This window comes from Paenibacillus sp. V4I5, assembly GCF_030817255.1.
Taxonomy (GTDB): domain Bacteria; phylum Bacillota; class Bacilli; order Paenibacillales; family NBRC-103111; genus Paenibacillus_E.
Genome location: NZ_JAUSZB010000002.1, coordinates 6,075,465 through 6,095,607 on the forward strand (window position 1 = coordinate 6,075,465; position 20,143 = coordinate 6,095,607).

At 45.4% G+C, this 20,143-nt stretch carries 25 protein-coding genes; 14 read left to right on the plus strand and 11 right to left on the minus strand.

The window, feature by feature from the left end; all coding sequences use genetic code 11:
• Nucleotides 1-6: 6 nt before the first annotated feature.
• Complete coding sequence (locus tag QFZ78_RS29850) at nucleotides 7-189, minus strand: DUF5325 family protein (protein WP_029194821.1); 183 nt, start codon at nucleotides 187-189, stop codon at nucleotides 7-9.
• 154 nt (nucleotides 190-343) lie between these two features.
• Between QFZ78_RS29850 and QFZ78_RS29855 the strand changes: the two genes are divergently transcribed.
• Complete coding sequence (locus QFZ78_RS29855; RefSeq protein ID WP_056829533.1) at nucleotides 344-571, plus strand: alpha/beta-type small acid-soluble spore protein; 228 nt, start codon at nucleotides 344-346, stop codon at nucleotides 569-571.
• A gap of 129 nt (nucleotides 572-700) precedes the next feature.
• Here the strand turns inward: QFZ78_RS29855 and QFZ78_RS29860 are convergent, their stop codons facing one another.
• Nucleotides 701-1,684, minus strand: coding sequence for a metal-dependent hydrolase (locus QFZ78_RS29860; RefSeq protein ID WP_307552944.1), 984 nt, complete (start codon nucleotides 1,682-1,684; stop codon nucleotides 701-703).
• 157 nt (nucleotides 1,685-1,841) lie between these two features.
• Here QFZ78_RS29860 and QFZ78_RS29865 point away from each other — a divergent pair, with 157 nt between their 5' ends.
• On the plus strand, nucleotides 1,842-2,138 hold the full coding sequence (locus QFZ78_RS29865; protein WP_307552946.1) for a hypothetical protein: 297 nt from the start codon (nucleotides 1,842-1,844) through the stop codon (nucleotides 2,136-2,138).
• 58 nt (nucleotides 2,139-2,196) lie between these two features.
• Here QFZ78_RS29865 and gerQ read toward each other — a convergent pair whose 3' ends face one another.
• From gerQ to urtA, 7 genes are all read right to left on the minus strand, one after another.
• Entirely contained in the window at nucleotides 2,197-2,745 is a 549-nt protein-coding gene (gerQ, locus tag QFZ78_RS29870) for a spore coat protein GerQ (protein ID WP_307552948.1), read from the minus strand.
• A gap of 169 nt (nucleotides 2,746-2,914) precedes the next feature.
• Entirely contained in the window at nucleotides 2,915-3,601 is a 687-nt protein-coding gene (locus QFZ78_RS29875) for a response regulator transcription factor (RefSeq protein WP_307552950.1), read from the minus strand.
• A 227-nt stretch (nucleotides 3,602-3,828) separates the two neighbouring features.
• Nucleotides 3,829-4,524, minus strand: coding sequence for an urea ABC transporter ATP-binding subunit UrtE (gene urtE / locus QFZ78_RS29880; RefSeq protein ID WP_307552952.1), 696 nt, complete (start codon nucleotides 4,522-4,524; stop codon nucleotides 3,829-3,831).
• Nucleotides 4,517-5,308, minus strand: a complete 792-nt coding sequence (gene urtD / locus QFZ78_RS29885; RefSeq protein WP_307552954.1) for an urea ABC transporter ATP-binding protein UrtD — start codon at nucleotides 5,306-5,308, stop codon at nucleotides 4,517-4,519. The genes urtE and urtD overlap by 8 nt, the downstream gene beginning before the upstream one ends.
• A 49-nt stretch (nucleotides 5,309-5,357) precedes the next feature.
• Nucleotides 5,358-6,434: an urea ABC transporter permease subunit UrtC gene (gene urtC / locus QFZ78_RS29890; protein WP_307552956.1), complete on the minus strand. Its 1,077-nt coding sequence runs from the start codon at nucleotides 6,432-6,434 to the stop codon at nucleotides 5,358-5,360.
• A gap of 21 nt (nucleotides 6,435-6,455) precedes the next feature.
• Entirely contained in the window at nucleotides 6,456-7,361 is a 906-nt protein-coding gene (gene urtB / locus QFZ78_RS29895; RefSeq protein WP_307552958.1) for an urea ABC transporter permease subunit UrtB, read from the minus strand.
• Nucleotides 7,362-7,455: 94 nt separating this feature from the next.
• Nucleotides 7,456-8,730 carry an urea ABC transporter substrate-binding protein gene (gene urtA, locus QFZ78_RS29900; protein ID WP_307552960.1) on the minus strand — a complete coding sequence of 425 codons (1,275 nt, stop codon included), beginning with the start codon at nucleotides 8,728-8,730 and terminating at the stop codon, nucleotides 7,456-7,458.
• Between the two features lie 284 nt (nucleotides 8,731-9,014).
• Here urtA and QFZ78_RS29905 point away from each other — a divergent pair, with 284 nt between their 5' ends.
• From QFZ78_RS29905 to QFZ78_RS29940, 8 genes are all read left to right on the plus strand, one after another.
• Complete coding sequence (locus QFZ78_RS29905) at nucleotides 9,015-9,317, plus strand: urease subunit gamma (RefSeq protein ID WP_029194808.1); 303 nt, start codon at nucleotides 9,015-9,017, stop codon at nucleotides 9,315-9,317.
• A 33-nt stretch (nucleotides 9,318-9,350) separates the two neighbouring features.
• The gene (locus tag QFZ78_RS29910; protein ID WP_307552962.1) at nucleotides 9,351-9,734 is read left to right on the plus strand and encodes an urease subunit beta; all 384 of its coding nucleotides are present in this window, start codon (nucleotides 9,351-9,353) and stop codon (nucleotides 9,732-9,734) included.
• A gap of 13 nt (nucleotides 9,735-9,747) precedes the next feature.
• Nucleotides 9,748-11,430: an urease subunit alpha gene (gene ureC, locus QFZ78_RS29915; protein ID WP_373460437.1), complete on the plus strand. Its 1,683-nt coding sequence runs from the start codon at nucleotides 9,748-9,750 to the stop codon at nucleotides 11,428-11,430.
• Between the two features lie 41 nt (nucleotides 11,431-11,471).
• Nucleotides 11,472-12,197 (plus strand): urease accessory protein UreF, encoded by a 726-nt coding sequence (locus QFZ78_RS29920; RefSeq protein ID WP_307552965.1) that lies wholly within the window; start codon nucleotides 11,472-11,474, stop codon nucleotides 12,195-12,197.
• A 42-nt stretch (nucleotides 12,198-12,239) separates the two neighbouring features.
• A complete protein-coding gene (gene ureG / locus QFZ78_RS29925) occupies nucleotides 12,240-12,899 on the plus strand; it encodes an urease accessory protein UreG (RefSeq protein WP_307552967.1) in 660 nt (219 codons plus the stop codon).
• The gene (locus tag QFZ78_RS29930) at nucleotides 12,892-13,746 is read left to right on the plus strand and encodes an urease accessory protein UreD (protein WP_307552969.1); all 855 of its coding nucleotides are present in this window, start codon (nucleotides 12,892-12,894) and stop codon (nucleotides 13,744-13,746) included. The genes ureG and QFZ78_RS29930 overlap by 8 nt, the downstream gene beginning before the upstream one ends.
• Nucleotides 13,747-13,951: 205 nt before the next feature.
• Entirely contained in the window at nucleotides 13,952-14,929 is a 978-nt protein-coding gene (gene cyoE / locus QFZ78_RS29935) for a heme o synthase (RefSeq protein WP_307552972.1), read from the plus strand.
• Between the two features lie 17 nt (nucleotides 14,930-14,946).
• On the plus strand, nucleotides 14,947-15,579 hold the full coding sequence (locus QFZ78_RS29940) for an SCO family protein (RefSeq protein WP_307552973.1): 633 nt from the start codon (nucleotides 14,947-14,949) through the stop codon (nucleotides 15,577-15,579).
• A gap of 21 nt (nucleotides 15,580-15,600) precedes the next feature.
• Here the strand turns inward: QFZ78_RS29940 and QFZ78_RS29945 are convergent, their stop codons facing one another.
• The gene (locus QFZ78_RS29945) at nucleotides 15,601-15,954 is read right to left on the minus strand and encodes a ribonuclease M5 (protein WP_307552975.1); all 354 of its coding nucleotides are present in this window, start codon (nucleotides 15,952-15,954) and stop codon (nucleotides 15,601-15,603) included.
• 169 nt (nucleotides 15,955-16,123) lie between these two features.
• A complete protein-coding gene (locus tag QFZ78_RS29950; RefSeq protein WP_307552977.1) occupies nucleotides 16,124-17,290 on the minus strand; it encodes an MFS transporter in 1,167 nt (388 codons plus the stop codon).
• A gap of 111 nt (nucleotides 17,291-17,401) precedes the next feature.
• Here QFZ78_RS29950 and QFZ78_RS29955 point away from each other — a divergent pair, with 111 nt between their 5' ends.
• The 4 genes from QFZ78_RS29955 to QFZ78_RS29970 all read left to right on the plus strand — a co-directional run bounded on the left by QFZ78_RS29955 (nucleotide 17,402) and on the right by QFZ78_RS29970 (nucleotide 20,130).
• Nucleotides 17,402-17,557 (plus strand): hypothetical protein, encoded by a 156-nt coding sequence (locus tag QFZ78_RS29955; protein WP_307552979.1) that lies wholly within the window; start codon nucleotides 17,402-17,404, stop codon nucleotides 17,555-17,557.
• Nucleotides 17,558-17,611: 54 nt separating this feature from the next.
• Nucleotides 17,612-18,046, plus strand: a complete 435-nt coding sequence (locus QFZ78_RS29960) for a hypothetical protein (RefSeq protein WP_307552981.1) — start codon at nucleotides 17,612-17,614, stop codon at nucleotides 18,044-18,046.
• Nucleotides 18,047-18,086: 40 nt separating this feature from the next.
• Entirely contained in the window at nucleotides 18,087-19,235 is a 1,149-nt protein-coding gene (locus QFZ78_RS29965) for a transglutaminase domain-containing protein (protein ID WP_307552982.1), read from the plus strand.
• Between the two features lie 172 nt (nucleotides 19,236-19,407).
• Entirely contained in the window at nucleotides 19,408-20,130 is a 723-nt protein-coding gene (locus tag QFZ78_RS29970; RefSeq protein WP_307552984.1) for an HAD-IA family hydrolase, read from the plus strand.
• Nucleotides 20,131-20,143 lie beyond the last annotated feature (13 nt).

Here is a 20,143-nt window from a genome sequence, read left to right on the forward strand (position 1 = left end):
CCTTCGTTAAGACCGCGTATTTTTCTTGCGAATCTTAGCTTTAACCGCAAATCCATATCCAATAAAGCCTAACGAGATGATGGAACAGGCAAGGATCATCCAAGGCTGCCTGAGGGCAATGAATAAGCTGATGGAGGCGAGCAGCAGGGTGCCAACAACAGCGAAAAGAAGAGCTAGTGGTTTGCTCATGAACGTGACCTACTTTCTAGAAGATTGAACAGTGTCTTCTTATTTTAAACTTTTTTGATCGCTGTGCATATAAATTCATTTCCTCCACATACTATCTTTGCAAGCTTGCAAATACATCAAAGATTATAGCTGACTGAAAGGAGTCTGAATCCTTATGGCACAAAATCGTAGCAGTAACACATTGGTAGTTCCACAAGCCAACCAAGCTTTAGATCAATTGAAATATGAGGTAGCTCAAGAGCTGGGCATCCAAATTCCTCAAGATGGTTACATGGGTTATATGGCTACTCGCGATGCTGGTGCAATCGGGGGTAACATTACTCGTCGCTTGGTGCAAATTGCTGAGCAAACGCTAGCAGGACAATCTGGCTTCCGTAGCTAGAACCTAACTTCGTTCATAGCTTTCCCGTTTTGTGTAACAATAAAGCTCAGGGGCCTAAAACCCTCTGGGCTTTTTGTTTGTCTTTTTTTAAATGTAAAAAAAGACGCGTTTGGTTAACGCGCCTCTTTTCTAATAAAGCTCAACTTTCAGCTTCTTTTCAAGCCTAGTTTCACTTACCCAGCCCACATAAGAATCGAGTGTTTGGAAATTGTGATCCATCCGGATAACACCTACGAAAGGATACTGCTTGCGGTGACGATAACGCACATCAGCCCATCTTACTTCGTAGCCCCAACGATGTTCTTTCACTTCAGCACATGTGAAGGATGAGAAGTAGAGTAAGGCTTGGATGTCTTCGTGACTTTTGGACACCTCGATGGCTGGATGGTCCTCACATTTGACGGTGTCGATCCACCTAAGCTTCGAATTCTTCAGTTCACCCAACTGGAAGGTACCGTCTGTTCTTCGTTTCACTACGTTCCACACATAGAGGTTGAATGTTACAATAAGTGTGTATTTATCCCCGGGCATATGGGTTGGGTCTTTGCGATAAAGCCCTTTTTCTACGATGTAATGGTCAAGAGAGCGCCAGATGTAATATAGGGCGATAACCCCGTACAAAGTCGGGAATACCAGTTTTGGACTAGCGACGTTGAAAGACCACATGAAAATAGCTGCGATGTGGCTTGAAAAGATAAAGGGATCAAAGATGTGTATAATGTTCCATGACACCCACTTTTCAGAGAATGGCCGGAACGCTTGTGTACCATATGTGTTGAAACAATCTGTGAAGACGTGAAAGCAAACGGCGATTCCTACCCACATACCAAGGTGCAATAAGGGGATTCCATGGAAGAAAAGAGCAAGAGCTCCAGTGATCAGCAGCGTCCATAAAAGTAAAGCTGGCAGAGAGTGAGAACGACCGCGGTGATTTCGAATGTAAGTGGCGTTCCCTTTAAAACGGAGCAGCCCGTCCACATCCGGAATCTGTGAGCCAATAACAGTTCCTATGAAGACCGCAGTGGTTGCCGCTGTGTCCGCAGAAACGCTAGGGTCAATTTGAGACAGTCCCGCTAACCCTAAACCAATTACGAGATGAGTGCCTGTGTCCAAATGGGTTTCCTCCTAAGAATTTTCCGTAGAAAATTTTCTTCGTAAGCATGGGCCGAGTTTTCCTTAGGAAAACTTACTTCATAAGCATGGTCATTTATCCGTCTTTTTATTAGTTTACCATTTTGGAGCAAAAAATAAATCAGAGGGAGATCTAAAAATGTCCAAAGTTTTTGTAGAGTATGCCATAAAACCCGCTTTTCGGGACTCTTTTCTCATCTATATGCAGGAATGGCAGCGGCGGGAAGGGCGGTTTGAGCTCCTGGAGGGAACGGATCAAGAAGGGCTTTTTGTGGAAATTTGGAAGGAAGTTAGCTATGAGGAGTATCTTTCTTTGAAACAAGAACGTTTGCATGAAACCGAAAATGCTTCACAGCAAGCCAAATGGGAAGAGTGGATTGAAGGCGGCCTGCGCAAACTGCATATGTGGCATTTCACAGAATCGACTTCTTCATAAGAAAAAGCCGCTGCTCAATAAAAGAGCAGGCGGCTTTATTTTATACGTGATCTTGTTATTATCTCTGTTGGCCAGGTACGCCGCCAGAGTATGGATAGAGATACTGAAGTTCCTCGTCGAATGTAATGTAATCTAGATTCACCATGAGCAATAAGAAACGCATACCGGTAGCTGGATCGCTGATGATAATATGATCGCGGCCAGCTGCCTCCAGTTTGCCTTTGAAAATTTTGGCATTCCATTGCGAGTTATTTTCGTATGTCATGTAGATTGTAGCCATCTTGCCAAGGTTCAAACGAAGAATATTTTCGATATAGGATTCTTCCATGGGGAGTTGACCAGGCACATTTACACCAGTTTGCAAACCGCCAGTTTGCAGGCCAGCAGGTGGAAAAGCAGTGCCTGCAGGTGGAAAAGCAGTTCCGGCAGGTGGAAAAGCAGTTCCGGCAGGTGGAAAAGCAGTTCCAGCAGGTGGAAATCCAGCTCCAGCAGGTTTATTCGCACTCGTTGTTGGAACGGGATAGGCCGGATATGGATATCCGTAAGGGACTTGCGTGGTCATGGCAGGGTTTCCTAGGTTACCGATTCTGTAAGGGCTGTTCAACATGATCGTATTTCCTCCTTGAGCTTTCCTTGAGAAAGCTTTCTTCATAATTGAAATGTAAAACAAATTCTTAGTACGTGTCATTATCCATAATCATCATATTGTGCATCTGCCTATTTGGTGACTGGCTTTTTGCTTAATTATCCCAAACAAAAAAAGCCCCATAGGGAGCTCACGTAAGTAGAAATTTATAACCGACACCCCAAACCGTCTTAATATATTTTGGTTCTTTCGGGTCAGCTTCTATTTTTTTGCGAAGGTTTGCGATATGTACATCGATTGCACGTTCAGTTACATAGGAATCGAATCCACGGACCCGGTTTAAAAGCTCCTCCCGGCTGTATACTCGTCCTTGATTCTGCCAAAAAAGTTTCATAATTTCAAATTCAGAGAAAGTGGTCTCTATTATTTTTCTATGTACAAAAAGGGAACGCTTCTCTAGATCCAAATGAACGACTTGCTCAGTCGAATCGGTAAATTGAACTAGCGGAGGAAAGGCATTTGAACGTCGCAGTAAAGCTTGTATTCTTGCTGATAGTTCCCTCATTGAGAATGGTTTACATAGGTAATCATCAGCGCCGGTCTGCAAGCCTTTAACGCGATCGGAGACTTCATTTTTGGCGGATACCATAAGAATGGGGATTGTTGACGAATTTCGGAAGTCTGTGCATAGCTGAATCCCGTCAACATCAGGCAGCATAATATCAAGCACGATGACATCAGGTTCGAAATCTCGGAATAACACTTCGCCTTGACGTCCTGTTTCCGCACGCATGACTTGATAACCTTCTTCGTACAAATAAATTGACATCATTTCACCGATGCTTAAATCATCTTCAATAATTAAAATTTTAGACATAAACGTTCCCCCCCTCCTTTTCCTTCAAAAGGTTTGGTACTCGATATGCCGGACGCAACATTCGATCCTCTATATGCATGTTATCATTATACATTTTGTGACGTCCAGCTTATCTTTATAATTAGTTCCTTCGTATGAAAAAAAAGAAGCTGGACGGTACTTGACGCCTAATTGCATAGGTCAAGTAATCCAGCTTCCTTCTGTAGGGTGGGTCCATGTAAGCAGAATCATACCGTTAAGTGCTTTCGGACTTGTTCTTCGGTCAAATGCTCGGTATAACCTTCGGCAGCTATTGTCCCTCGGTCCAATACATAATAGTAATCGGCAATGCTCGTAGCGAACTCTAAGCTTTGTTCGACCAGCAATACGGCAATTTCTCGATTGCGTTTGATAGATTCAATGATGGCTTCAATCTCCATGACAATAGAAGGCTGGATACCCTCCATCGGCTCATCTAGAAGCAGCAGCTTGGGGCCAGGGGCTAAGGCGCGAGCTATTGCTAATTGCTGCTGCTGCCCTCCACTGAGGTCGCCTCCTTTGCGGTGAAGCATTTGACGAAGCACGGGGAAGGTGTCGAAGAGAGAATCAGGGAGCTTTTTTCTTCCATCTATCGCAGCTTCAAGACCAAGCAGCAGATTCTCCTCGACAGTAAGCTGTGGGAAAATCTCACGGCCTTGCGGCACGTAGCCGATCCCTAATTTGGCTCGTCGATCCGGTGGGAATGATGTTATGTTCCGTTTATTATAATGGATCGTGCCGAACTTCGGCTGAATGAGTCCCATAATGCTCTTCATTAGTGTGGATTTCCCTACACCGTTGCGTCCCATTAGACAAACGATTTGTCCTGGTTTCACCTGAAGGTTCACACTGCGTACAACCATACTCTCGCCGTAACCGGCTTCTATATTCTGAAGGTTAAGCACCGCGCTCCACTCTCCTTCCTAGATAAACCTCAGCAACCTTATCATCATTCTGAATATCCTGCATCGTGCCTTCTCGAAGTACGGTCCCTTCATGAAGTACCGTGACCGTTCTAGCGAATTGGCGAACAAACTCCATATCGTGCTCAACTACGATGATCGTCTGATTAGCTGCTATTTCGTGTAGAAGCTCGCCAGTTTTCTCGGTTTCGCTATCTGTCATGCCGGCGGCAGGCTCGTCAAGCAGCAGTAGATCGGGCTCCTGCATGAGGAGCATCCCGATTTCAAGCCATTGTTTTTCACCGTGAGAGAGTGATCCCGCGCGCTCTTTGACTTTGCTTTGCAGGCCAATCATCTCGAGTCGGAGATACAAGCGGTCTCGCTGATCACTCGTCGTCTTGGTCCATAGTGCGCTAAGGAGGCCGCGCTGCTGTTTCATAGAAAGAGCCAAATTTTCAAAAACGGTTAATGTTGAGAAGACGGAAGGTGCTTGGAACTTACGTCCAATGCCGAGCTGTGCAATTTGGTGTTCTTGGTGCTTGGTGAGATCAATCGATTCTTTGAAATAAACATGACCTTGCGAAGGCTTCACTTTCCCGCAAATGACATCCAAGAGCGTTGTTTTACCTGCTCCGTTCGGCCCAATGAGAAACCGAAGCTCGCCATATTGCAAGGAAAAGTCCAGATTGCGTAAGGCTTTAAATCCGTCAAAACTCACTTCCAGCCCTTTAACACTAAGGATTTTCTCTCCGGTTACAGGTTGTTGGTTCGCTAATTGTCCTAGCATTGGGATGTTCCCCCTTCAAATTTCATAACTATAAGGATTTGGTGTATGGTCAGCTTGCTTCTTGCGATGAAGAAATCGGCTTAGGAAGCACGGGTTTTTTCCAATTGGAAGTGTAATGTGTAATCGTACCAACGATACCTTTGGGCAGCAGCAGTACAACAATAATGAACATGGCTCCGAGCATAATAGGCCACCAAGCGGGGTAAGCTTCGCTAAAGGTTGTTTTGGCTGCGTTGGTGATTAACGCGCCAAGAACGGCACCTCCGATCGTTGCACGCCCTCCGATAGCCACCCATAGAACCATCTCAATCGAAGGGACAATGCCCATTTGTGCAGGTGAGATAATGCCTTCCTGAAGGACGAAGAGCACACCGGCAAGTCCGGCCAATCCTGCTGAAACGCAGTAAATGAACACTTTAAAAGTGACTGGATTATAGCCAATAAAGCGGACCCGATTTTCCCCATCACGAATGGCTGTGAGAATGTTCCCCATACGACTTTTGACGAGCAGACTGCATAGAATAAGAACAATAACAACAACAGTTAAAGTGAGATAAAAAAATAATAATTTCGTAGATTGTGATTGCAGGTTTAAGCCAAGAAAGGTGGTGAAATTAGTTAGTCCGTTAGTTCCACCTGTATAGCCTTGTTGGCCAACGAATAAGGTGACGGTAATAATGACCAACGCCTGAGACAAAATGGAGAAGAAGGCACCTTTAATGCGGTTTCGGAATGTAAAATATCCTAAGATGAATGCGACGATCATTGGAACGATAAGGGCGAGTAGGAATGCAGCTCCTGCATGGTGGAAAGGAACCCAGAACCAGGGTAAGCTTTCAACACCGCTCCACGACATGAAATCAGGCAGATGTTCAGGTGTCGCGGCGAGTTTAAGATGCATGGCCATACAATAAGCGCCAAGTCCAAAGTAGACGCCATGGCCGAGGCTAAGAATGCCCGTATAGCCCCAAATCAGATCAATTCCCATGGCAATGATGGCATAAGCGAGAAACTTGCCAAGAAGCGAAAGTCGGAAGTCTGACATGAACAGAGGAGTCAAAGCGATAGCGACCAAAAAAACGGAATAGATGATCAGTTTGATCTTGGATTGTCCCGTTAAGAGCATGGAAGATGTCACATCCTTTCTTCAATCTAAGGATCTTGAACGGATCGTCACAAGTCCCATCGGTTTCCATTGTAAGAAGGCGATTATGAGCGTAAAGACAAGCACTTTACCGAGCGTAGCACTTGTTGTGTATTCCAAAGCTGTATTGAAAACTCCAATACCTAATGCTCCTGCTACGGTTCCAATCAGCTTGCCAATTCCACCAAGTACAACAACCATGAAAGCATCCACAATATAATAAGTGCCTATGGTTGGTCCAATGGGTCCAAGCAGCGTTAAGGCGCATCCGGCAATTCCTGCCATAGCGGAGCCAAACGCGAAGGACTGAGCATCTACTCTACGTGTGGAAATACCAAGACAAGCAGCCATTTCACGATTTTGCATAACAGCTCTCATACGTCTTCCGCCGGCAGAGTGATACAGATACATATAAATCACCAAGATACATAGCGCAACCAAAGCAATAATAAAGAGGCGTTTGTAGGGTAGAATGAGGTCAGCCGATAGATGGAGTCCGCCTTCCAGCCATTCGGGGGCTTTAACAGCCACATTAGGAGCACCGAAAATGGTACGTGCAAGCTGTTGCAAGACAAGGCTTACTCCCCATGTAGCAAGTAGGCTGTCTAACGGTCTGCCGTACATGAAGCGAATGAGAAAAACTTCGAGCAGCCAGCCGACTAAGAAGGCTACTGCAAAGGCAACACCTAACGACACGATGAAATACCACCCGAAAGCGGAGGCCGGTAGAAACTTCTGGAACCACTGCTGGACTAGATAAGCCATGTAGGCGCCAATCATGATGAATTCGCCATGTGCCATATTCATCACATTCATAAGACCGAATGTAATTGCGAGACCGATGGCAATCAAGAGTAGAATGGAGCTTAGGCTTAAGCCGTTAAACAATTGAAGAAGCAGTAGACTCATGACAATTCCCCCTAGTAATCCCCAAGTAAATGATGAAATCCAGGACCGCTATTAGGCAGTCCTGGTTCCAAAATAACTAATGGTTTAGTCATCCTTATTTTTTCGTTACTTCTCCGCCCCATGGGTATGTTTTGAGGAATGGGTCGGGTTTGAGAGGTTGGCCAGAGTTCCATATTTCTTTGATCTGCCCATCCGCTTGGATTTGGCCGATACGAGCCGTTTTGGAAATATGCTGATTCTCGCCATCAATTGTTACTTTACCTTCCGGTGCGTTCCATTCGATACCCTTGGCAGCAGCTTTCACTTTCTCTACGTCAAAGGAGCCTGCTTTCTTCACAGCTTCAGCCCATAGATAAACAGCTGTGTAACCAGCTTCGATTGGATCATCGGTAACGCGGTCTTTGCCGTATTTAGCTTTATAAGCTTCAACGAATTTTTTATTCTCAGGCGTATCTGTTGTTTGGTAGTAATTCCAAGCCGTATAGTGACCATCTAGGACAGATGCTCCAATACCGCGGACCTCCTCCTCAGCGATACTGACGGACATAGTTGTTAGATCTTTGGACGAAATGCCTGCATCTTTCAATTGCTTGAAAAAGGCTACGTTACTGTCGCCGTTCAGCGTATTGAAAATGACATCCGGCTTCTCTTTTTTGATTTTACTAATGATTGTGTTGTAGTCTGTGTGTCCAAGTGGCGTGTACTCTTCGGCCACGAGTGAGCCGCCTTCAGCTTTCAACTGCTCTTTAATAATTTTGTTGGCTGTTCTTGGGAATACATAGTCGGAACCGAGGAGGTAGAATTTCTTGCCTTTGTTTTGCAAAAGCCATGTTACCGCGGGAATAATTTGTTGGTTCGTTGTTGCACCAATGTAGAAGATATTAGGTGATGATTCCACGCCTTCGTACTGTACCGGATACCATAGTAATCCTTTGTTTTGTTCAACGACTGGAAGTACCGCTTTGCGGCTGGCAGATGTCCAGCACCCAAAGATCGTTACGACGCTGTCTTTTTGCAGTAACTTCTTAGTTTTCTCTGCAAAAGTCGGCCAGTCGGATGCTCCGTCTTCAATCACGGGCTTAATTTTTTTACCTAAGAGTCCCCCAGCTGCATTAATTTCGTCAATCGCCATAAGTTCAGCATCTCTTACAGACACCTCGCTAATGGACATCGTGCCTGTTAGTGAGTGAAGAATCCCAACAGGTACAGTTTCATCCTTCGCCTCGGCCTTTGCTTCAGCGGCTTTTGTCGCCATAGGTGTAGTTGTCGTGGATGTAGTTGACTCTGTCTTTGCACAGCCAGCCGCGACCATCATCAAAGCCATACTCAATGCAACTGTGAGCTTACCTTTGTTTCTTATCTCTCTCATTCACGTCCCACTCCCTTTGCTTACAAGATTTGGATTACAAGGCTTATGATAAAGTGGGAAACAAGTTGATGTCAATATAGATGACATGTATCAAAATTTTTTTGTTAACTGCGCACAAGAATTTGCTATTTTTTTGTGGAAATCACATAAAATACGAAAAAAGACTTCAGGAATCGTTGTTTACATGTCATGATATCTAACATTGATGATTTACAATCCTAGAATACACGAATATAATAAGGATAAAGGATTACCATTATTCGGATTTTTAATGAGGTGAAGATGTGCATTTAACGGAGAGAGAAAAAGAAAAGCTGCTCATTACTGTAGCTGCTGATCTAGCACGCCGAAGACTTGCCAGAGGCTTGAAACTGAATTATCCCGAAAGCATAGCGCTGCTAACATCCGAGATTATGGAAGGAGCCAGGGATGGATTGACCGTTGCTCAATTGATGGCATTCGGCACAACGATTCTGAGAGCGGAGCAAGTTATGGAAGGTGTACCTCAAATGATTCATGAGGTACAGGTAGAGGCTACGTTTCCCGATGGGACTAAATTAGTTACCGTACACGAACCAATAACCTAACTATACAAATGAATAATCGAAAGGGGCGAGAAGATGGTTCCAGGAGAATATCGAACAGGTAAGGGATATATTGAAATGAATATAGGCAGACAAACGATTGAACTTATCGTTACCAATACAGGAGATCGTCCCATTCAGGTGGGCTCGCATTTTCATTTTTTTGAAGTGAACAGAGCGTTGGACTTCACGAGAGAAAAAGCCTATGGCATGCGATTGGACATCCCAGCGGGAACGGCTGTCCGTTTCGAGCCGGGAGAACAGAAACCTATTCAGCTCGTTGAACTGGGTGGAGCCAAACTTTCTTATGGGCTAAATAACTTGAGTAAAGGCTTAGCAGCTAATGGGAATATGTCAAGTGCTGCGAGAGAAAGATGGCAAGCATGGGAGGGGAAGCTCGGTGAATCGAATAGATCGTAAAAGTTATGCTCTAATGTTTGGGCCTACAACGGGAGATGCCATTCGTTTGGCTGATACGGAACTTTGGGCGCAAATCGAGCATGATTACACCGTTTACGGTGATGAATGTAAATTTGGCGGCGGCAAGGTCATTCGCGACGGGATGGGGCAATCCAGTGGAGCTACTCGCGATCAAGGTGTTCTGGATACCCTGATTACGAATGCGGTTGTTATCGACCACTGGGGTATTGTCAAAGGTGACATCGGCATCAAGGATGGTCATATCGTGGGTATCGGTAAAGCGGGGAACCCAGACATTATGGATGGCGTGCATCCCAATATGATCGTGGGTGCGAGCACGGAAGTCATTGCGGGTGAAGGTAAAATTGTAACCGCGGGCGGGATCGATGCTCACATTCATTTTATTTGCCCGGGGCAAATTGAAACGGCACTTTCCTCTGGGGTGACGACAATGATAGGTGGAGGGACGGGGCCTGCCACAGGGACGAATGCCACAACTTGTACACCAGGTGCATGGCACATGCAGCGTATGCTGGAGGCAGCTGAAGCTTTTCCTATGAACTTGGGCTTTACGGGTAAAGGTAATGCATCTTTTCTAGCCCCGTTGACGGAACAAATTGAAGCGGGAGCTATTGGATTGAAGCTTCATGAAGATTGGGGAACGACGCCGGCAGCAATCGACACTTGTCTCGAAGCAGCGGACCAATATGATGTTCAAGTAGCCATTCATACCGATACATTAAATGAAGCGGGATTTCTCGAGGATACACTGGCTGCCATTAAGGGCCGTACGATTCATACGTATCATACCGAAGGAGCAGGAGGGGGGCATGCGCCGGATATTATCCGTGCAGCTGCAGAGCTTAACGTACTGCCGTCTTCGACAAACCCGACACGTCCGTATACGATCAATACCATTGAAGAACATTTGGATATGCTCATGGTGTGTCATCATTTGGATAGCCGTATTCCTGAGGATGTTGCTTTCGCAGATTCCCGGATTCGTCCGGAAACGATTGCTGCGGAAGATATTCTTCATGATCTAGGTGTGTTCAGTATGCTAAGCTCGGATTCTCAGGCAATGGGCCGGGTCGGCGAGGTTATTATTCGTACATGGCAAACTGCTGATAAGATGAAGAAGCAGCGTGGACCGCTGGCTCCCGATACGGAAGATGGCGACAATTTCCGAATTAAACGTTACATCGCCAAATATACGATAAATCCAGCGATAACGCATGGTGTTTCGCACCTTGTCGGTTCCATTGAGCCTGGGAAATTCGCGGATCTTGTCATTTGGAGCCCGATGTTCTTCGGAGTTAAGCCTGATCTAGTACTCAAAGGCGGCAGCATTGCCTATGCGCAGATGGGAGATCCGAATGCTTCAATTCCAACACCGCAGCCTGTATTTGGGCGACCGATGTTTGCTGCTTTTGGTAAAGCTTTGACACAAAGCTCGATTACTTTCGTCTCTCAGGCAGCCTATGATCGTGGCATCGCTCAGAAATTAGGGCTGCAAAAGCGCATCGAGCCCGTGAAAGGTTGTCGCCATATATCGAAAAAAGACATGATTCATAATAACGGTACGCCTTCAATAGAAGTAAACCCAGAGACCTATGAAGTGAAAGTTGATGGGGAAGCCATTACTTGTGAGCCGGCAACCGAGCTGCCGATGGCGCAGTTATATTTCTTATTTTAAAAGAGTGGGAAGTCCCTGATCGAGGTGACGAAATAACAGCGATGACAACAAAGACAACGACATTCATTGAAGAGATGACTCCGAAGTTTCACTGGCTTGCTTATCAGCAGCTTCTGGACTCAGCATTGCCCATTGGCGGATTCTCTCATTCCTTTGGTTTGGAAACACTCGTACAGCAAGAGCGATTAACAACGATGGAAGAGCTCGAAGCTTATATTCGCACGATGCTCGCCAATAGCTGGGCAACATCGGATGCCATGGTTATCAAAGCTGCCTATATCCATATTCCAAGACAGGAATGGGATCAGCTTTGGGAGATCGACCACATGCTGCATGTGCAGCGTGTATCGAGTGAAGCGAGGAGCGGCGTTCAAAAGATGGGCCGCAGGCTGCTCCAACTATCGCAGTCCATGTATCCCGAGTTGAACTGGCTGCCTCTGGACGAAGCTGTGAAAGCCGGGCGCTGCAGCTCCAATCATCCGATTGTCCACGGATGGGTGAGCTATCACCTCGGTGTACCCTTACATCAAGCGGCGGAAGGTTATCTTTACAGCTGTATCATGACTTGCATCAACAGTGCGCTCAGACTCATGTCCATGGGTCAAACCCAGGGACAAATTCTTCTTGCGAAGCTGCTCCCATTGACCGGAAGCGAGTGGCAGCGTGTAGCGCATTTGGATCCCTTGGATGCGTATACGAATACACCAACCGCAGATCTGGCCATGATGCAGCACGAAACGCTGTATTCGCGATTATTCATGTCTTAATGAGGCAATTATGCCCTAATTATCATTTTAGGAGGAATGACTATGTGTCAAGGTCAAGGTCATCATCACCACCAATGGGAAAAACCAGCTGTGGATCGGAGCCGCCCAATGCGTATTGGAATTGGTGGACCTGTAGGCTCTGGTAAAACAGCGCTAGTGGAGCGTCTGGCTCGGAAACTCAACAACCGCTACAGTATCGCGGTGATTACGAATGATATCTACACAAAGGAAGATGCCCGTATGTTGATAAGCTCCGAGGCACTGCCTGAGGACCGCATTATTGGGGTGGAAACAGGCGGATGCCCGCATACAGCGATCCGTGAGGATGCCTCGATGAATTTCGAAGCCATCGAAGAGCTGGAGAAGCGTTTCGATAATCTCGATATTATTTTCATCGAGAGCGGTGGCGATAACTTGGCTGCAGCGTTCAGCCCAGAGCTGGTAGATCGTTTCATCTACATTATAGATGTCGCCCAAGGGGAGAAAATACCACGCAAAGGCGGTCCAGGCATTATGCGTTCCGATATGCTTATTATTAACAAAATCGATCTAGCCCCGTATGTAGGCGCCAGCCTGGAAGTGATGGATTCGGATACGAAGAAGATGCGCGGCGACCGACCGTATATTTTCTCAAACCTGATGGGCGGTACAGGGTTGGACGATATTGTCACATGGGTGGAACAGGAGTTCAGCCATGCCTAGTGTGACCGGGGAGATTAAGGCGGAATTTGCGGTACGCAGCGGCTTGACGCAGCTTGTCCGCAAATACCACGCCTCCCCGCTCAAAATCGCCAAAACGTTTCGTTACGAGAACGAAACGCTGCTCCAGGACGATCATCCTGTGGATCAATTGGGCGTCTACATGATGGACTGCTCCCCAGGACTCATGTCGGGGGATCATTACGAAATCAACGTGCGCCTTGGAGAGGGCGCACGTGTTTTTCTAACGAACCAATCGTTCACGAAGGTTCATCCGTCTGAGGAGGGTCACGGAAGCACGCAGCGTCAGACGCTGCATTTGGAAGCTGACGCACTGCTGGAATACATGCCAGAGCCCTTGATGCTCTATAAGGATGCAAGCCTTGTCGCAGAAATGGATGTTCATTTATCACCGGGGTCTGCATTGATTTTCTCGGATGTGTGTTGTCCGGGACGTACCCAGCGAGGCGAAATATTTCAGTACACCCGTTATATGAATCGTATGAAAGTTTGGCACGACAAGGAATTGATTTTTTATCAGAACCAAAGAATTGAACCACAGAACATGCAGCTATCAGCGCCAGGTTGCTGGGAGCGGGAAACACATCTCGGTAATCTGTACATTTTCTCGAATCGCCTTAAACAGCAGCATCTCGAGAAAGTACTGGAGAGTCTTGAGAAGCTTGAGGGTACAGAGGTCCGCATTGGAGCCAGTCTTACGTATAAATACGGTTTAATTGTCACCGTCATGGGAAGACATGCTTGGGAATTACAGCTAGCTTTGACGAAGGCATGGCATGATATTCGCCACAGCTTATTAGCATTAACGCCACTTATGATTAATAAATAATAGGATTAAACGTTTGAGGGAGCCCTAGGGGCTCCTTTTTGCATGTAATCGAATGCACAGATCATTTTTCACGCATACTGGAAGGAGAATCGACAATATGATGACAACTGGCTGCACTTCATTGTCAAACGATGTAAGGGTTGGTATGATGAGAATGTTCATTATTCAGTTTGCTCGGAAATTCGACATAGAGGAGGACGTTTACGTGGGAAATCAAGTTAGCTACGAAAGCGTTGCGAACGGTTCGTCACAAGGGTCTATTGGGACAGAATCCATAGAAGCTAGCAATACTCAGGCATCGGCTGAGCCTGTGACCTTGAAAGATTTTTATCGCTTGGTTAAGCCAGGCATTATTTATTCCAATCTAATGACAGCTTTTGCTGGCTATTGGATGGCGGCTCATTGGGAAGTAAGCTGGGTGCACCTGATTATGACCATGCTAGGAACAGCCCTTGTAATGGCAGGAGGCACGGTGCTTAACAATTATTTGGACCGTGAAATGGATGCGAAGATGGAGCGGACGCAGAATAGAGCTCTTCCAAGTGGAAGAATGAGTGCTAATCTCGTTCTATGGTACGGTATTATTTTAGGAACGATTGGTCTGGGAGTCCTATATTTTGGAGCGCAATCGCCGCTTGCAACATTAATTGGACTGATTGGACTGTTCTTATATGTTTGGCTCTATACAGCATGGTTTAAGAGAACTTCGGTATGGAGTACATTCGTTGGGGCTTTCTCTGGTGCTACACCTCCCGTTATTGGTTACTGTGCTGTAAGTGGTACGGTTGATCTAGGTGCTATTCTCCTTTTTGCTTTCTTGTTCCTCTGGCAGCCTCCGCATTTCTGGGCTCTTGGGATTCGCCGTATGGAAGAATATCGCGCTGCAGGATTCCCGCTTTTACCCGTCGTGAAGGGGACATACGTGACCAAGATCAGTATGGTGCGTTATGTGGTTTTACTTGTTCCTGTAACCGTGATGTTGACGGCTTATGGATATGTGGGTTATATGTTCTTGTTCGCATCAACCACCTTAGGATTGGTTTGGGCTTTCATGAGTATCAAAGGCTTTAAGGCAACAGGTGAGGCCGAAGTGGTATGGGCTAAGCGTATGTTCCTGTTCTCACTGTTGTATTTAACTCTCTTATCGTTCCTCATGGTCATTGATACCGTGAAAATTAGTTAGAATTGAGGGCTGAAGTAATGAGTACGTTTTTGGGGAAAAATTGGTTTAAACTAGCGCTGGGCGCGATATTAATTGCCATGATTGCATCATTTGCCTATAAATTATGGGCAAACGGCAGTGAACCTGACCAACGATTAACAGCAATGAAACAAGCTCCTTCGTTTCAACTGCAGGACTTAGACGGTAAACCTGTCGCCTCTCAGGATATGGATGGTAAGGTCAGACTTGTATACTTCTTTTATTCCTTTTGCCCGGATGTTTGCATGCCGACGACTTTCTTGCTTTCTCAGGTTCAGGAATCTTTGAAGAAAAAAGATCTGCTGGGTACTAAAGCGGAAATTGTATCCATAACAGTCGATCCAAAACGCGATACACCGGAAGTGCTTAAAGAATTCGGTAACCGATTTGAATCGAAGCCAGTTCCGGGTGGGTGGACATTCCTCCGTGGTGAGGAATCGAAAATTCACAAGCTTGCAGAAGATTTCGGCATTATGGTGATCAAAGAGAAGGATGGTAATTTCTCGCATTCGAATGCGATTTTGCTGGTTGACCCAAAAGGAAAACTCCGGAATTATTATGATGCGAGCAACCCAGAGTTGGATGTTGACCATATTGTCAAAGATGTCATAACCTTATCAAAAGGTAAATAAGTTAATCTTTCATCGTATTAACTATTCAAAAGCAGGGTCTGGAGCAGGGTATTTGATATACTCTTCCAACCCTGCTTTTTCTAATTGCTGAATGAGGTATTCCTCAGGTGTTCCTTCCACGCCAGCATACCCTCTGCGTGTATATATGTGTTCTGCGTCTGGAAACGTTTCTCGCAATAGAAAACGTATTTTTTTACCGGAAGCATCATTATCCGTCAATATGAAAACATGATTATCATCCGCTTTTTTTCTTAGTTCTTCGAGAGTTAATGAGCTGGGGGTACCGAATGTACAGAGGATGATGACACTTTCATCAACCACGCGTTTTAACCGGCTTTTATCATTTTTACCTTCTACAATGATGACAATCGACATGGGATTTCCTCGCTTTAGGTTTTTTTGTAGTATAACCCGTTTTCGCAAGTGATCCAAGGATTTCATTCGACGATTTGGCAAAAATGAGTGTGCCATTTCCCGGGAAATGACAGGGATTGACAGCGCGAAAAACGGCTTGATAAGCTCAAGCCGCCATTTTATCGGGAAATTATGTCGTGATCGGCGTTTTAAATGTGCGCAGCGGTAAGAGGGAAAGTGCCAGCATTAAGATGAAGAACGCGATGAAGTAAGAGGAAATGTGGTCACGAAGCTGCCCGGCCATCATGGGACCGATAAAGGCGCCAACGGAATAGGAGATGGAAAGAAGGGAAAAGACGCGTCCATATCGGTTGCTGCTAGTTATACCGGCAAGAAGGGCAGCGAGAGCGGGATAAATGATACCTTTCGCCATTCCGATTAGGAAAAGGGAAGCAGTGAGCGGTATCGGCCATTGAATAGCTAAACCGAAGAACACGATCGCAAGCGAGATACTTCCACAGACCGTTCGGATAAACGGGGGGATCTTATTTAAGAACCAGAAGCTGATGCTTAACAGGGCGCCTAAACTGACTAAGGTGAAAAAGACGCCGGACGTTAGGATAGAGTCTCTGGCCGACTGCATAAGTGGCAGCTCAAAGAAAAGAATGCCTTGCGAGCAGGAGAGTGCCATCGGAATGAGAAAGAATAACCATGGAATCGTTACGCTGCCGGGTAGATCTGATTCATCACCAAGCATGCCATGACCATGATGATCTAAAATGGGGGATTTGCTCTCTGTTTGCGTTAAAAGTTGCTTTTCTTTCACACCAAAGATGGCAAGTATGCCTGTGATAATAAGAATCCAACCTAAGACAGAGAAGGCTGTTGTAAATCCGATTTTGGCAACTAAAACAGCACCTGCTGCTGGAGATACCACGGAAGCAAGGGTATGTATGAGACCGTTGCCAGCCATCAGTTTACTTTGATGGATACGATCCTTAGCTATACGTGCAAGCAGCGATAAGCAAGCAGGGGATAAGAAGGCGAGTACGAATCCGCTAATCGAACGAATGTATAGCAAGTGCCAAGGATCTTTCACATTGGATTGAAAAAGTAAGATGATCCCTGCTACAATCAGGCTAAAGACAATAAAGATTTTACTTCCGTATTTGTCTACGCCATAGCCAGCGATTAGATTCCCAGGCAAGTGTGTAATCGAGTATACGCCCATAATTAGCCCTATAAATGAAGGAGCTGCTCCTAAAGATAAGGCAAAAGGAGAAAGAATCGGGTACTGCGCGTGTAAATCAAAAAAAGCAACAAACATAAATAAGTACAACCAAATAGCTGTTCGCATGTTCTCACCACCTCAATCATTTAGACTTGTCTCTTCTTAAGATGTACGCCGCTCGTCCCATAGATATGACCTTTCCATACAAATGACACAATTCTGTTTTTAGGAGGCTTTATGGACGCATATGTCATTGTGTTACTCGCTGGCGCAGCTATTTTCCTGATTTTTCGCTTGAGACAGTCTTTTCGCAAGACGAGAAGTAGAGTCGATAAAACAGAAGAGATAGAACGAAAGTTAGCCCTGTTAAGGAAAAAAAGAGATGAAGATTAAGGATTCCCTGTAGTATGATAGGAAGGGACTTTTGGATAATTAGGAGGGGTTAGTTTGGATCAGTGGATTTCATTTGCGCAGGATCGTTGGTACTTAATTGTGGCCGCTATTATTGTGCTTTTTATCGTGATCGGAATTGTGAAAACCGTGGTGAAATGGATTGTGGTCATCGCGATTGTTGGGGCTCTCATTGTTTATGGAGCAAGTTATAAGGATAAAATAAAGGATATTGGGGCAAGCGTGGTTTCGCAAGTCGGTGATGAAATCAAAGATAAGGCTGTCAGCACGTTGACTTCGGAAGCCAAAGAGGCACAATTTAAAGCGAATCCCGACGGTTCCTTTCTCATTACGACGAAGAGCTTAAAAGTCGAAGGCAAAGCTGGGACGGATGAAGTACAAGTTACCTTTCTTGGTAAAACGTTTAAGATGAACGCGAACGCAGCCGTTAATGCTTTCATCGAGCAAGCAAAGAATAACGCTAAGCAATAAGATGAGTCATTTTTTATTAAAAATAGGATGGTGAGAAATCATGACGGATATGACGTGGTTACAATCAACTTCGATAAATTTAATATCCATCGTGATCGTTCTCACATTTGTAGGCTCTGTCGTTCAAGGGTTTTTCCGGGGAGGGTCAGGTTCAGCCAAACATCTTCTGTCTATGCTCGTGGAGGCGGTTATCGTCATTCTATCCATGTTTATCGCGTGGAAAGGGGTTCAGTGGGTATCGCCTGTGATTCAAATCTGGTTGAAAGAGCAGAATTTGCAAATTCCATCCGTAGAGATAAGCATGCTTAAACAAATTTATTATACGGCCATGACGAGTATCCGCGATTTCCCGCTGCTGCGTTTCGGTGTATTGTTTTTACTTGGCTATATGATCGTGAAGCAATTGCTGAACCTATTGGTTGATCCCTTGTTAGGAAGTTGGTTGGCTAATCGTGATCCTTACAGGGAGCGCAGCAACTCTTTTATTAGTTCTGTCTCTGGTGGAGCCATTGGTTCTGTCGCCGGAATCGCGAGGGCGCTCATTCTTATTGCTGTGCTTTTCATTTATGTAACGTTATTCCCGCACTCTTTGGTCACACCCTACATTGAATCATCACAGATGTATCAGAAAGGTGCCAAAGAGGTTATTTCACCCTTCACAGGTGACTTCATTGCTGACAAAGTGCCCGTGTTCACACGTGCTGTGGAACAGGAATTTACGAATATCCTGCAGCGTAAGTATGAAGTTCTAGACGCAAAAGTTCCAGGCAATATTGCCGATGCCGCCAAAGAAGTAACCGCCAGTGGAAAGACGGATGAAGAGAAGGCCAAGCTGTTGTATAAATGGGTAGGCAGCCGCATCCAATATGATTGGGATAAGGTAACTCTATATGAAGAGAAACGGATCTGGAAGGAACAGACGCCAGAGGATACCTTCAACACCAAAGAAGGGGTTTGTATAGACTACTCTAGGTTGTATGCCCAGATGGCCAGATCCATTGGCCTTGATGTGAAAGTTGTGACAGGGCTAGGCTATGACGGGCAGGGCAGCTACGGGCCTCACGCTTGGAATGAGGTTTACCTGAAGGAGTTTGATCGCTGGGTTCCTCTAGATTCCACCTGGGTAGCAAGCGGAGGCAACTGGTTCAATCCGCCTAATTTCGATCAAACTCATATCAAGGACGCTTAGACAGTATCGGCAAGAAGCCTTTCCTTTGGAGATCAAAGGAGGGCTTCTTTTCGTTTAAGTCGACCGATCTTTTAAGGGAAATCATGGATAGATCCGGTGGGTTTTCTCATATGATGATTAAATGTGGTACACTAATAAGATAGGATTGTTTATAAGTAATGAGGGAGATTGTATGAGGAAACCACTTCAGGAATATAAGATGATTTACTTAGATGCTGGGGATACTTTACTTACGATTCCAGCAGCCCAGACGATACTCAAACAGTATTTACAATTGCGATCTGTGGATCGTGATGAAGCTCATATTAGTGAACTATTTACGGAAGCTTTTCGTCTTTTTTATTATGTGAATAAGCAGGACAATTTCGTGGCTTGCAGTCCAGATTCAGACCGTGAGTTCTGGGTTAATCTATATAAATATGTGCTTCATAAATTGGGCATTCACGAGGAGTGGTCAGAGGAAGAGATTTATACCTGCTGCCACGAGCTCTACGACATTTACACGGCACCCGAGTATTATGAATTGTTTGATGATGTTAAGCCATTCTTAGATGGTTTGAAGGCCCAAGGTTTTCGAATTGGGATTATCAGCAATTTTGCTCCTACCTTGAAAGCCATATTGGAGGATAAGGGGATTTTGCATGATTTTGACCCGGTCATTGTTTCAACAGAAGTTGGTCTAGAGAAGCCAGATCCGGCGATTTTCCAGCTTGCTCTGGATAAGGCGGGGTTAGAAGCTAAGGATATTCTTTATATCGGCGACCATGAAACGAATGATATCTGGGCGCCAAATCAAGTCGGTATCGATGCTGTACGAATTATCCGTTATTCCTATCATACAGGGGAGGGTATTCATTCCCTACTTGAGCTGTTTCATGAACAAGCCATAGCGTAAGAAAGGATCTGAG